This is a genomic window from Massilia sp. METH4, assembly GCF_037094685.1.
In the GTDB taxonomy this organism is placed as follows: Bacteria; Pseudomonadota; Gammaproteobacteria; order Burkholderiales; family Burkholderiaceae_D; genus Rugamonas.
Window position 1 is genome coordinate 1,466,374 of record NZ_CP146614.1, and the last position, 12,817, is coordinate 1,479,190.

Sequence of the window (12,817 nt, forward strand, 5' to 3'; positions counted from 1 at the left end):
TGCCTACATGGGTGAGGCTACTCCCGTCCGTGGCCCGAACCGCACCCGCTCTTCGCCCTCCGTGGTCACCACGACCAACTGCGCGAAACCTTCCGCCTGTGCATACAAAGTGAAAACCCGATCCATTACCTGCGCAAACGCGAACACCCCGCACCGGTCGAATGCCGCCTCGTCAATGGTCAGCCGCACCTGGGTGCCCTGCATGTAAGCGGCCCCCTGCGGGAACCGCACCCATGCCTTGGTCGCGCGCTGTTCCAGCCCGACGATGCCGGCCAGTTGCCGCTGCACGGCGCCGTTGTCGGACGGGGCATGCACGCGCAACATGTCCAGCAGCGCGGGCAAGGCAGCGTGGGGGAGCTTGCGTTGTTCGCAGGGGCGAGTTGTGATTGCTTCCCGGGGCCCCTGATCCGTATCTGCTTGCAAACGGGAGAAAGAAGGACGGCGCAGAAGGCGTACCGGATAGCGGGCCGCGGCGCCGTCGCCCGCCAGGTCGCCGTCGGGGCGGCCTATCGGAAGGCGGGCCGGCACGTCGCCGTTCGTGCATGTGAGCTGGACCGCGACGGTGCCACCCGACAGGTCAAAGGGGACCTGCGCACCGTCGACGAAAGAGATCGTGTGTTCCGCGCCGGCGGCCGTGTCGGCGCGCCGCGCGAGCCAGAAACGATCGTCCTGGCTGCCGCGCGATGGGTCGAACCGGGGCAGCTCGGCGGCCATATTGCCGCCGCCAAGGGTATGCAGCACGGTCACCCCGTCCACGCTGTACAGCGTGGCGTCCGCTTCCACCACCGGGAAAGGCCGGAGCGGATACGTGTTGCGCCCTGCCGCGAGATGCAACGGTTCGGCGGCGCGCTTGAACAGGTTGACGATTGGGGTGCAGCCGAGCCGCAGCATGGCGGGCGACAGGGACTCCAGCAGGTCTGCGCCCGACAGCGCCGGCAGCATCACGTGCAGCAGCAGCCGGCGCGTGCCGGCCGGACTGCGGGCCAGCGCGGCCTTCAGGTCGACGTCGAGGAAGGCGAACTTGTCCGGGAATGCAAAGTATTCGGCCAACAGGCGCAAGCCCGATGCTGTTCCAGCCTGGGTGGGCAGCACGGCTTCGCCATCGTCGTAGCCAACCGGCACGAAGGGCGATGCCGCGAGCTGGCACCACTGGCGCGCAGCCTGCACGCAGGTGCACAGCGTGCGCATGAACAGCGCATCGTGAAATGCCGCGCGTGTCGCGTCATCGGCATCGACAAAAACGCGCAGCGGCTTTGCCAGCGCTTCGTCGAGGGCGACGGCGGAATCGGTGCTTTCGATGGTGATCGCGATTGCGCAAGCCGCGTTTTCGGGCACGCCCAGCGCGAGTGGCACGTGAACGCATGGAATGAAGCGGACCGACGTGATCGCGACCGGTGCGATTGCCACATCGTAGACGGTGCGAAAGCGGCAGGCGGGTTGCGCCTTCGTCAGGAGCTCCGTGCCACGGGGGATGGTGACGGGCACGCGGCTGCCGGCGCCTTCCGCCTGCACCACCGCGCACGACGGCATGGGGAGGAGGGCGTCTTGCCGGCATGCGCCGAGCAGCGGGTCGCCGGTTTCGCCGGGCTGGCGCGCCGCCCTGGCATTACGCGCCGCCACCGATTGCATCATGCGCTTCACCGCTCCATCCGTGGGCGCTACGAATGCCTCGCCCAGGTTGGGATACCGTTGAAGGAGCTTATCCATGCTTGCCTCCCGTAAATTACGAGAGGCAATAATGAACCGGCTCGTTGCAACCAGGGTTGACCTAATGCAACATTTCTGCTTATCTACATTTTCTCACTTACCCTTCTTTTTGTGTCCCCAGCCTGTCCCATCGTGACAATCGTGCAGGTTAAGTAATAGATGAGCCCAGATCTACTCTCACAATCGGCGGGACAATTGATTTGGCTCATACCGTTCTCCGAACGCGCACTGGTCCTGAGCCTTAAGCTCTTCACACTGACTGAGTGCGAAAATCGATTTAAACCGGAGAATTTCATGAACCTCGCGAACAAATATGCAGCTGCGATCGCTGGCGTACTGTCCCTCAGCTCAGCCATGGCTGGAACACAAGTACTCGATGCCGAGCTCGGCGTTACCACGGTTGAGCAGCTAAAACAAGTACTTGCGAGAAGCGCAAAGGTGCAGGAGCAAGGAGTAAATAAATACAGCGGTGGCGAAATGTATGCGACCGATGGCGCCGCGTATGGAATAGATGGCCTGAACGGCGTGCTTTATATTTTTGACAGTCAGAAAAAGCTGGCTGGAGTGATCATGACAATGAACAAGGATCGCTTCGCCTCGATCTATGACATCTTGAACAAGAAATATAGAGTCGTGTCGAAGCACCGCCCGTTCGTTGGCGACCAATACGCATTATTTAAGCCTGCCGACGCGAATATCGAGGTCTCGGCCCCGCATCTGAGCTTCGAGATGGAAGTACGTTACCTCCGCAATGACCTGGTTCAGCAGTTCAATGCGAAAAGCGAAGCTGAATCGGCAGCTAAGAAAAAAGCGGAGGCCAAAAAGTTTTAAGAATATACGCGCATTAAACTGTCGCCGCTGTCCTCTTTCTCGCCATCCGCGTGATGGTGACGATGTTGACCACGGCGATCACCACTTCCAGCGCCGTGCCACCGATGGAACCCGAGATCACGTTGTTGGCGATCCAGAAGATCGTCCCTACCAGCATGACAAGGCGCATCGGAATGCCCTGCAACAGGAACAGCGCCAACGTGCCCAGGCACGATGCCCCCAGCGGCAGCCAGTCGCTGGGCTGTTTCACCAGGTAGAGGCCCAGGCAGATATTGATCGCCACTACCGCGAGCGCGACCCACACCGAACGGGTGCGAAGCGCCAGCAGCGATCGCAGCAAGGACATGGTGGAACTCGCCACGGCCGTATGGTTGCCGAGCAGCGCGAAGTGCACCACATAGGCCAGGCACTCGCCGGCCATGAACAGTTTGAAACGGCGGTCGTCGGTCTGGAGGAAGGAGCCGACGCCGAGCACGAACGCAATGTAGCCGACGCATTGCGCGGGCGAAAACCAGTCGATAGACATGAAAACTGCGGTAATGGGCGGGCCGGCGATTATAGCGAACGCTCCGAAAACGGTGACAGGCACCCGCGTTCTGGAAATATTTCTTCACACCCGGTGCCTGTCACCGGCTTTCTGGAAATGTTTCTTCGGGTCCGGTGCCTGTCACCGGTTTATCGGAAATATTTCCTGGGAATCGGAGCCTGTCACCGGTTCACCCCAGCGTGTCATCCCAGATCGTGCTTGCCCAATTCAACGCATACGCCCCTTCTAGTGCGCTCGCGTCCTTCGACAGGCCGCCGGAGCCCGGCACCACGAGCAGCGTCTTCTTCGCCGCGTCATAGGCATGCACCGAGGCGACGTGGATCACATCCTGGTCGGAGATGAAGCTGTAGCAGGTGTTGGTCAACACGGGCGAAGGATTCGGCGCGCGGCCGGCGAGCAGGTCGACCACGGCCGCCGCGCAGACCTTCGCGTGCTGGTTGGCCATGTGGGCGGACTTGGGCATCAGCGGCGCGGTCTGGATCGCGTCGCCGATCACGTGCACGTTCGGCGCGCGCTGCGATTCGAACGTGATGAAGTCGACCTCGCACCAGCGCGCGTTGACTGTCGCCAGGCCGGCGCCCGATGCGATCGCGCCGGCGCGATGCTGCGGTATCACGTTCAGCACGTCCGCCCTCACCTTCTCGCCGAGCTCGGAGACAGCGGTGCGGCCAGCCGCATCGATTTCCACCGTGCGAAAGCCCGGACGGTATTCGATGATGCCGCTATAGGGCTCCTTCCAGATCTTCTTGAACAGCGGGCCTTTCGACACCACGTCCTCATTCGCATCGAGTAGCAGCACCTTCGAGCGGGGCTTGAAACGTCTGAAGTAATGCGCCACCTGGCATGCGCGCTCATAAGGGCCTGGCGGGCAGCGGTACGGCGCCGGCGGCACCGTCAGCGCATACACGCCGCCATCGGGCATCGCTTCGAGCTGCGCGCGCAAGGCGACTGTCTGCGCGCCGGCCTTCCACGCATGCAGGATCGGCCCAGCGGCCGTCATGCCCGGCAATTCGTCGAACAGGAATTCGATGCCGGGCGAGACGATCAGGCGGTCATACGGGAGCCGGTCACCGCGCGCCAGGGCCACCATGCGCTTGTCGATGTCGATGCTCGTAGCGCTGTCGCGCACGATACGGATACCGTGGCGGGAAGCCAGCGCGTCGTAATTACGCGTGAGGTCGCCGATCTTGCGGGAACCGCCCAGCACCAGGTTCGACAGCGGGCATGAGACGAAGGCCGGATTCGGTTCCACCAATGTGACGTCCACTTCCCCGCCGCTCCACCTGCGCACGTAACGCGCGGCGGCAGCGCCACCATAACCGCCGCCGATGACGACCACGTGCGGTCTTGCGCGCGGCGCCACCGTGGCGCAGCCGGCCAGCATCACGGCCGCGCCGGCCGCCTGCAACAGATCGCGGCGCTTCATGGCCGTTCCCCCTTCTGGGCCGCGAACCAGGCGGCGATCTGTTCCAGCTGTTCGTCGGTGTACCCCTTGGCGAGCTGCGTCATGATCGTGGCGGGGCGGCTGCCGTCCTTGAACGCCTTCAGGCTGGCCAGCAGGGTTTCCCTGGATTGCCCGGCCAGCGGCGGCAAGGCCGAACCTGCCGTATTGCCGTGCGCGCCATGACAGGCGGTGCAGGTGGCGGCCAGCCGTTCGCCGGCGCTCACTGGCTCGGCGGAGAACGCCGGCGTCCAGGCCAGCACCGCCAGGACCAACATCGTTATCTTCATGGACGCACTCCCGGAGATTCCATCTTCATGCCTTCGGCCCGCAAGGCCAGCCACGCCTCCAGGTCGACGAGGTCTTGCGCGTTGGGTGCGGGCACGGCCGCGCGCACGCCCGTCATGCAATTGCGCAGCCGGCGCTGCAGGCTGCCCATGCCCTGCCACTCGAGCCGGTAGATCGGGTAGGCGTTCGCGTGGCCTTGCGGGATCGTCGCGCCAGCCAGCTTGCGGCCCCAGTTGTCGTCGTGGCACTGGGCGCACGACATGTTCAACTGGCCGATGCGTTGGTTGAACAGCACCCTACCCCGCTCAGCCGATGCGCGCGTGCCAGCATCGCGCGGTGGCGCGACGGGCTGGCCACGCGATTGCAGGGCGATATACGATTGCAGCGCCAGCAATTCATCCGACTCGGGCTTTGCCGGAGCCGCTCCCTGCCTCCCCACGCGGCACTGCTCGATACGCTGGCCCAGCGTGATCACGCGCCCGGCCGCCTTGTCGAATGCGGGAAAGCGTGCCGCCACGCCGCGCATGCTGGACTTCGCGTCGCCGTGGCACGCTGCGCAGCTCTTTTCACCTTTCGCGTTCCAGGCAGCCTCCCCGTTCGCGACCCATAGCATCCCTGGATTTTGCGTATCGTCGCGCTGCATCGCGCGGGTGGACTCGCCCATGAATTCCGCGCCGGACTTGCGGACATCCTGCGCCATGGCCGCCAGCGCCACGAGGCCAAGCATCGCGGCCGTCCACCTCATGGCGTAACGGTGAGCGCCATGCGCTCGGTCTGCGTAAAACCGTTGTCGCCAGTCCAGGTGAATTCCAGCTCGCCGGTCTTGACGGCCACGGTGAAGAAGGCGATGTACGGGTTGGCGGATATGGCCGGGTGCAGCTCGGCGGCGAATACCTGCTCGCCGTCGTACTTGCAGACGAAGTGACGGATGATGTCCTGCGGCAGCGGCTTGCCGTCCGCGCCGGGCCGGTAGCCCGATTCCATCGGGTGCGCGATCAAGGCACGGATTTCGATCACCTCGCCGCCCTTCGCTTCCTTCGGCATGTGGATGAGTGCCCGCGCCATCACACTTCTCCTTCGATGCAGGCGGCCAGAGTGACGATCACGTCCACCGCCTGCTGCCAGCAGCTGCCGTCGCTCATTTTCGCTACCGCCACCAGCTTTTGCGATGTGGCTAGCCGGATACGTGTCGAGACCTCGGCCTTGCCCGCACGTGGCCCCAGCGTAAAGCGCACGACATCGGTTTCCGGATTGCGCTCGTTGAAGATGGCGATGCTGGTGACGTGGTCCTGCGCCGTCAGCGGGCTCTCGACACGGACCGTCACCGGCACCGCGTTGCCGTTGTCGATCAGCTGGGCAATGTCGAACTTCACGCGGCCCGTTTGCGGCAGCTTGTTGCCGGTATAGGTCGCGATCGCGGCAGCCATCTGCTGTGGCGTGGCGCCGGCCGGGCGCACCAGCGCCAGCAGCGTGCCGGCGGCAAGCAATTGACGGCGATGGCGGTTCGGCGTGTTCATGGCGTGTCCTTCAGCGTGGAAAGGTACGCTACTACATCCTCGATCTGCTGGGCGCTCAGGATCGTCTTGCCCGCATAGCCCTGAGCCACGCGCGTCAACCCATCGGTGCGGTAGTACGAGGGCATGATCGTGGCCGGGTTCAGGCGGCTCGAATCGGCGATGCGCAGGCGCAGCTGTGGCACCGTCCAGCGCGACCCCGCACCGGCCAGGCTGGGCGCCAGGTCGCCCTGGAAGCGTCCCTCAGGGATCGGGGCGGTGTGGCACAGCAGGCAGAGGCCGACGTGGCGGTCGGCCACGATGGCGCGGCCGCGCTGGGGGTCGCCGGCGGTGGTGCCGGGGAGGGGGGCGGGGATGCCGTCATTGGCGTGGGCGTGGGACGCCACGGCCAACACTACCGGGGACAGACCCCTGGCAAACGCCAGCAGCCATGGTAAGGCTCCAACGGTGGCGGGGTCGGTCCCCTTGCATGCAACCGGGCCGGGCCACTTGCGATGGGACGCCAGGGCCAACACAACCGGGGACAGACCCCTTGCGAAAGCCGCGGGCAAACGGCACAGCCACAGGGTGACGGGGTCAGTCCCCTTGCGGCCGGCCATGGCTACTCAGGCTTTCTTGAGACTGTGGTTCTTCAGCGGCAGGTCGCGGATGCGCTTGCCCGTGGCGGCAAAGATCGCGTTCAGCACGGCCGGCGCGGCCACGGCGATCGTCGGTTCGCCCACGCCGCCCCAGAAGCCGCCGGACGGGATGATGATCGTCTCCACGGCCGGCATCTCGTCCATCTTCATCACCTGGTAAGTGTCGAAGTTCGATTGCTCGATCTGGCCATCCTTCACCGTGCACTCGCCGTACAGCGCGGCCGACAGGCCGTACACGAACGAGCCTTCCACCTGCGCCTCGATCTGCTGCGGGTTCACGGCGTGGCCAGGGTCGGTGGCCGCCACGATGCGGTGGATCTTCAGCTTGCCTTCCTTGTCCACCGAGATTTCCGCGCAGGCGGCCACGTAGCTGCCGAAGCCCATCGTTTGCGCCAGGCCGCGGTAGATGCCCTTCTTCGGCTTCTTCTGCCAGCCCACGCGCTCGGCCACGGCGTTCAGCACGGCCAGGTGCTTCGGGCTGTCCTTCATCAGCTTGCGGCGCAAGGCCAGCGGGTCCTGCTTCGTCGCATGCGCGATCTCGTCGATGAAGCATTCCAGGTAGATGGCATTCTGGTTCAGGTTCACGCCGCGCCAGAAACCCGGCGGCACCGGTGGATTGCGCATGGCGTGGTCCACCAGCAGGTTCGGCACCGTGTACCCGATCGACGCATCCGTGCCCGGTGCGTTCAGGCCCTGGAACACCGCGCCGTCCTTGCCGTTCTTGATATTGCCCGGGAAGAGCGCGGCCACGATCGACTGCCCGGAGATGCGCATGTGCAGCGCCGTGAGGTTGCCCTGCTTGTCCAGGCCGGCCGTCAGCTTGCACTGCGTGACCGGGTGGTAGCGGCCGTGCAGCATGTCTTCCTCGCGGGTCCAGATCAGCTTGACGGGCGTGCCCGGCATCTCTTTCGCGATCTGCACCACCTGGCGCACCCAGTCGTGCACCGCGCCACGCCGTCCGAAGCCCCCGCCCAGGTGGATCTTGTACACATCGCAACGCTCCTGCGGCAGGCCGGCCGCTTCCGACGCGGCGGCGAGTGCTGCTTCGCCGTTCTGCGTGGGCGACCAGACCTCGCAGCGCTCCGACGTCCAGCGCGCGGTGGCGTTCATCGTTTCCATCGTCGCGTGGTTCTGGTGCGGATAGGAATAGACGGCATCGATGCGGCGCGCGGCAGCGGCCAGCGCTGCCTTCACGTCGCCGTTCGCATTGCCGACCGCCGCTTCCGGCGCGTCCAGCCCGGCCTTCAGCGTTGCCGCCACATCCTTGCTGGAGAGGTTCGCGTTCGGGCCCTTATCCCATTCGATCGGCAGTGCATCGAGGGCGCTCTTGGCGCGCCACCACGTATCGGCCACCACGGCCACCGCGGAGTCGCCCACCTGCAGCACCTTCTTCACGCCGGGCTTGTCCTTGATCGCCTCGGCGTTGAAACTCTTTACCTTGCCGCCGAAGACGGGACAATCCTTGATCGCCGCGTTCAGCATGCCGGGCATCGTCAGGTCCATGCCGTAGATCTGCTTGCCGGTGGTCTTGTCGACGGTGTCCAGCCGCGCCAGGCGCTTGCCGGCGATCTTCCAGTCCTTCGGGTCTTTCACCACGATGTCCTGCGGCGCTTCCAGCTTGCCGGCGGCATCGGCCACCTTGCCGTACGTAACGGTGCGGCCGGTGGGCACGTGCGTGATCACGCTGTTGGCGGCGCGGCATTCCGTGGCCGGCACGCCCCACTGCGTTGCTGCCGCCTGCACCAGCATCATCCGCGCGGCGGCGCCGCCCTTGCGCACGTACTCGTGCGAACCGCGCACGCCATTGCTGCCGCCCGTCGAGAAGCTGCCCCAGACGCGCTTGCGGGCCAGGTTCGCGCCCGGCGTCGGGTATTCGGTGGTGACCTTGCTCCAGTCGGCGTCCAGCTCTTCGGCCACCAGCTGCGCCAGGCCCGTCAGGGTGCCCTGCCCCATCTCGGAGCGCGCGATGCGGATGATGATCGTGTCATCGGGCTTGACGACCACCCAGGCGTTGACTTCGGGGGAAGGCGTGGCTTGCGCCTGCGCCGCGAACGGAATGTGGAAGGCGACCACCAGGCCGGCCGACTGGCCGAGGAAGCGGCGGCGCGCGGGATTCAGCACGGCGCTCATGCCTTGCTCCCTTCGCGGTGTTCGATGGCCAGGCCGGCGCTCTTCGGATCGCCGCCGCGCGCCACCACGTGGATCGCCTTGCGCACGCGGTTGTAGGTGCCGCAGCGGCAGATGTTCTTCATGGCCATGTCGATGTCGGCATCGGTGGGCTTCGGTTTTTCCTTCAGCAGCGCGGTGGCGGCCATGATCATGCCGCTCTGGCAGAAGCCGCATTGCGGTACGTCGAGCGCCGCCCAGGCTTTCTGCACGGGGTGGGAGCCATCCGGCGACAGGCCTTCGATCGTCACGATCTTCATCTGCTCCGTCACGGTCGAGACGGGCCGCACGCAGCTGCGCATGGCCTCGCCATCGATGTGCACCGTGCAGGCACCGCACTGGGCGATGCCGCAACCGTATTTGGTGCCGGTCAGGCCCAGCTGCTCTCGCAGCACCCAGAGCAGCGGGGTATCTTCCTCCGCTTCGAATTCGCGGACCTGTCCATTCACGTTCAGCTTCATGCCTGTTCTCCAGAAGAGGTGGGTGCGTAGCGCAAATATCTTACTTGTTTTTCTCCTATCTGTATTCGTTTGGGCAATTTTGACTTGTATCAAAGTTTTTACAGATGAGCCTCCCTACACTGGCGCCGCTGACACAGTGAATAGAGAAAAGGAAGCATCATGAAAAAAGCAGTCGTCGCCATCATCGCCATCACCGCCGGCATGTTCGCCTGCCAGGCTTTTGCCCAGGAATCGAACTGGCAAGTGCGCGCCCGCGCCGTGCACATCGACCCGGCCGACAAGTCCGATCCGGTCGCCGGCGTCGGCGCAGCCGACCGCATCAGCGTCGAGAACAAGACGATCCCCGAGATCGATATTTCGTATTTCTTCACGCCGAACTTCGCCGCCGAGCTCGTGCTCACCTGGCCGCAGAAACACGAGGTCTACCTCGACGGGCAAAGCATCGGCACCTTCAAGCACTTGCCGCCCACGCTGATGGCGCAGTACCACTTCACGCCGGCCAAGACCGTGAGCCCCTACGTGGGCCTGGGCGTGAACTGGACGACGTTCTCGAAGAACCGGCTGCTGGGTGGCCAGGCCAGCCTGGAACACGACAGCTTCGGCCTGGCCGCGCAGGCGGGCATCGACTTCAAGCTCGACCGCAACTGGTCGCTGAACGTGGATGTGAAGAAGGTGCAGATCCGCAGTGACGTGCTGATCGGTGGCGTGAAGGCCAGCAAGGTCAAGGTCGACCCGGTGCTGTTCGGGGTCGGCGTCGGTTACCGCTTCTGAGGAGGCGAATACAGCGTTTTAACCTGGAGTAACTCCAAGCCTTTTGCCTGCCCCCGGTTCGCCGGCGGCAGGTTTTTTTTCGTGGTGATCGGAAGGGAAACCGGTGTCTGGCACTATTTCCCGGATGAGGCCCCGGGAAATAATGTCAGACACCAAGCCCGAGAATAGTGTCTGACACCGACGCCGCAGGCGGCGCTTACTGCGCGAGCGCTTCGCGCAGCTGGCGCGCCAGCGCGCGCCGCTCGTCGTCGGGCAGCCAGGTACCGATGTCGACGGTGACACCGCGCGCCACGAGGCGGATCGGGTCGCGCCGCCGCTCGGGCGGCACGATGCGCAGCCAGTAGGGATCGAGTTGCGTCAGCTGGGCCTGGCCGGCGCGCACCTTTTCCACGGACAGTACGCCTTGCTCGTAGACGATACGGTCGAAGTCGGTGGCATGACGGCTGTAGGCGATGAAGGCCGCCGTCACGGCGGCCATTTCCAGCACTGAAAAAACCAGCACGTACCACGCGCCTTGCAGCGTGAAGAACATGCCGACGGCAAGCGAGATAGCAAGGAGCGCGGTCCAGGTGAACATGGTTTGCCGCGGCGTCAGCGAGCAATTGCGCCGCAACAGCCATTCGCGGCGTTCCCCATGCCAATCACGTTTCACCGTATTTTCCTCCGGTAGAGCAAGTAATGTACGCCCGGCCGGGCGCGCGCCCGCGCACGGTTGCAGTATCGACAGGCAGTTGCCGCCCGGTCAAGCCAACGTTGTTGCCATGAGACAAGCCCCTTCCAAAACGCACCTCGCTCCGCAACAAATTCGCGCTTTCGGTGAACAATGTTCGCAAGCCTGCTGTCCGAGCAGGCAGGACTATCCATCGATGGGGAGAGATCATGTCCAACCTGAACATTGGAGCCCGCCTCGGGCTGGGATTCGGCGCCGTGCTGGCCCTGCTGCTGGCCGTGCTGGTGCTGGGACTGACGTCCATGACGCGCATCGGCGAGCGCGCCGACGATATCGTGCACGACAAGAACGTGAAGCTGGCCACGGCCAACATCATGGTCGACAACGTGCGCAATATCGCGCTGGCGCTGACCACGACGATCGTTACGCCCAGCACGCAGCAGATGAATGCGGAACTGCAGAAGGTGGCGAACTATCGCAAGCTGTACGACGATGCTCGCCAAAAGCTCGAAGGCATGCTGGACACCGAACAGGAGAAGGCACTGCTGGCCAAGGTGGACCGCGCACTTGCTGACGGCCGGGCCAAGAACGACAAGCTCATCGCCCTCCGCAAGGATGGCGAAATCCAGGACGCCACCGAATACCTGCTCGGCACCAGCGGCCCCGGCGTGAACGGCATGCTGGCCGCGCTCGACGAGCTCATCGCCCACGAGGCGGAGCTGGCAAACGAAGCCAGCGAGGACGCCACGTCCACTTTCCGCAATGGCCGCTGGCTGATGATCGGGCTCGGCCTGCTTGCCGCCGTGGCCGGCGCCGTCATCGCCATGCTGGTCACGCGCTCGATCACGCGGCCGCTCGCCCAAGCGGTGCACGTGGCCGAAACGGTGGCGGCGGGCGACCTGTCCTCCACCATCTCGACCGATCGCCGCGACGAAATGGGCCGCCTGCTGAAGGCGCTGAAAGACATGAACGACGCGTTGCTGGGCGTGGTGGGCCAGGTCCGAAGCGGCACCGGCGCCATCGCCACCGCGTCGCGCGAAATCGCCGCCGGCAACCTCGACCTGTCGGCGCGCACCGAACAGCAGGCCGGCTCGCTGGAAGAAACCGCATCCACAATGGAAGAACTGACCGCCACCGTGCGCCAGAATGCCGACAGTGCGAACCAGGCCAACGAACTGGCGCGCAATGCATCGCAGGTGGCCACGCGAGGCGGCGAGATCGTGTCGCAGGTGGTCAGCACCATGGGAACGATCGACGCGTCCTCGCGCAAGATCGGGGACATCACCGGCGTCATCGACAGCATCGCCTTCCAGACCAATATCCTTGCACTGAATGCGGCGGTGGAAGCGGCACGAGCGGGTGAACAGGGGCGCGGCTTCGCCGTGGTCGCCAGTGAAGTCAGGACCCTGGCGCAGCGCTCGGCCGCAGCGGCGCGCGAGATCAAGGAATTGATCGGCGCCTCGACCGCCACCGTCGACGCAGGGTCGCGGCTGGTCGCCGAAGCGGGCCGCACGATGGGGGACATCGTGGAGAGCATTGGCCGCGTCACGGAAATCATGGGCGGCATCGCCCACGCCAGCCAGGAACAGAGCGCCGGCATCGACCAGGTCAACCAGGCCATCACGCAGATGGACGAGGTGACGCAGCAGAACGCGGCGCTGGTGGAAGAAGCGGCGGCCGCTTCCCAAAGCATGCAGGAACAGGCGGCACGGCTGGAAGAAGTTGTGGCGTTCTTCAGGACCGGCGAATCGTCCAGCCGCGCGCTGCTGGCGTCTTAAGCCGA

At 64.8% G+C, this 12,817-nt stretch carries 14 protein-coding genes; 3 read left to right on the top strand and 11 right to left on the bottom strand.

The window, feature by feature from the left end; translation table 11 throughout:
* Positions 1-3 precede the first annotated feature (3 nt).
* Positions 4-1,707: a type VI secretion system baseplate subunit TssF gene (gene tssF, locus V6Z91_RS06510; protein ID WP_338768206.1), complete on the bottom strand. Its 1,704-nt coding sequence runs from the start codon at positions 1,705-1,707 to the stop codon at positions 4-6.
* Positions 1,708-2,001: 294 nt separating this feature from the next.
* On the opposite strand from tssF, the gene V6Z91_RS06515 reads away from it, so the two are divergent.
* On the top strand, positions 2,002-2,538 hold the full coding sequence (locus V6Z91_RS06515; protein ID WP_338768208.1) for a hypothetical protein: 537 nt from the start codon (positions 2,002-2,004) through the stop codon (positions 2,536-2,538).
* A 13-nt stretch (positions 2,539-2,551) separates the two neighbouring features.
* On the opposite strand, the gene V6Z91_RS06520 is transcribed toward V6Z91_RS06515, so the two are convergent.
* The 9 genes from V6Z91_RS06520 to V6Z91_RS06560 all read right to left on the bottom strand — a co-directional run bounded on the left by V6Z91_RS06520 (position 2,552) and on the right by V6Z91_RS06560 (position 9,593).
* Complete coding sequence (locus V6Z91_RS06520; protein ID WP_338768210.1) at positions 2,552-3,064, bottom strand: YgjV family protein; 513 nt, start codon at positions 3,062-3,064, stop codon at positions 2,552-2,554.
* A gap of 190 nt (positions 3,065-3,254) precedes the next feature.
* Positions 3,255-4,511, bottom strand: a complete 1,257-nt coding sequence (locus V6Z91_RS06525; protein WP_338768213.1) for an FAD/NAD(P)-binding oxidoreductase — start codon at positions 4,509-4,511, stop codon at positions 3,255-3,257.
* On the bottom strand, positions 4,508-4,816 hold the full coding sequence (locus V6Z91_RS06530) for a cytochrome c (RefSeq protein ID WP_338768216.1): 309 nt from the start codon (positions 4,814-4,816) through the stop codon (positions 4,508-4,510). The genes V6Z91_RS06525 and V6Z91_RS06530 overlap by 4 nt, the downstream gene beginning before the upstream one ends.
* Positions 4,813-5,559 carry a sulfur oxidation c-type cytochrome SoxA gene (gene soxA, locus V6Z91_RS06535; protein ID WP_338768218.1) on the bottom strand — a complete coding sequence of 249 codons (747 nt, stop codon included), beginning with the start codon at positions 5,557-5,559 and terminating at the stop codon, positions 4,813-4,815. Before soxA ends, V6Z91_RS06530 begins: the two co-directional genes overlap by 4 nt.
* On the bottom strand, positions 5,556-5,879 hold the full coding sequence (gene soxZ, locus V6Z91_RS06540) for a thiosulfate oxidation carrier complex protein SoxZ (protein ID WP_338768220.1): 324 nt from the start codon (positions 5,877-5,879) through the stop codon (positions 5,556-5,558). The genes soxA and soxZ overlap by 4 nt, the downstream gene beginning before the upstream one ends.
* Complete coding sequence (locus V6Z91_RS06545; protein WP_338768222.1) at positions 5,879-6,331, bottom strand: SoxY-related AACIE arm protein; 453 nt, start codon at positions 6,329-6,331, stop codon at positions 5,879-5,881. Before V6Z91_RS06545 ends, soxZ begins: the two co-directional genes overlap by 1 nt.
* A complete protein-coding gene (gene soxX, locus V6Z91_RS06550; protein WP_338768225.1) occupies positions 6,328-6,714 on the bottom strand; it encodes a sulfur oxidation c-type cytochrome SoxX in 387 nt (128 codons plus the stop codon). The genes V6Z91_RS06545 and soxX overlap by 4 nt, the downstream gene beginning before the upstream one ends.
* A 219-nt stretch (positions 6,715-6,933) precedes the next feature.
* The gene (locus V6Z91_RS06555; RefSeq protein WP_338768228.1) at positions 6,934-9,096 is read right to left on the bottom strand and encodes a molybdopterin cofactor-binding domain-containing protein; all 2,163 of its coding nucleotides are present in this window, start codon (positions 9,094-9,096) and stop codon (positions 6,934-6,936) included.
* Positions 9,093-9,593, bottom strand: a complete 501-nt coding sequence (locus V6Z91_RS06560) for a (2Fe-2S)-binding protein (RefSeq protein WP_338768231.1) — start codon at positions 9,591-9,593, stop codon at positions 9,093-9,095. The genes V6Z91_RS06555 and V6Z91_RS06560 overlap by 4 nt, the downstream gene beginning before the upstream one ends.
* A gap of 159 nt (positions 9,594-9,752) precedes the next feature.
* Here V6Z91_RS06560 and V6Z91_RS06565 point away from each other — a divergent pair, with 159 nt between their 5' ends.
* Positions 9,753-10,364, top strand: coding sequence for an OmpW family outer membrane protein (locus tag V6Z91_RS06565; protein ID WP_338768234.1), 612 nt, complete (start codon positions 9,753-9,755; stop codon positions 10,362-10,364).
* Between the two features lie 196 nt (positions 10,365-10,560).
* On the opposite strand, the gene V6Z91_RS06570 is transcribed toward V6Z91_RS06565, so the two are convergent.
* On the bottom strand, positions 10,561-11,016 hold the full coding sequence (locus V6Z91_RS06570; RefSeq protein ID WP_338768236.1) for a DUF2244 domain-containing protein: 456 nt from the start codon (positions 11,014-11,016) through the stop codon (positions 10,561-10,563).
* Positions 11,017-11,243: 227 nt separating this feature from the next.
* Here V6Z91_RS06570 and V6Z91_RS06575 point away from each other — a divergent pair, with 227 nt between their 5' ends.
* Positions 11,244-12,812 carry a methyl-accepting chemotaxis protein gene (locus V6Z91_RS06575; protein WP_338768238.1) on the top strand — a complete coding sequence of 523 codons (1,569 nt, stop codon included), beginning with the start codon at positions 11,244-11,246 and terminating at the stop codon, positions 12,810-12,812.
* Positions 12,813-12,817: the final 5 nt, after the last annotated feature.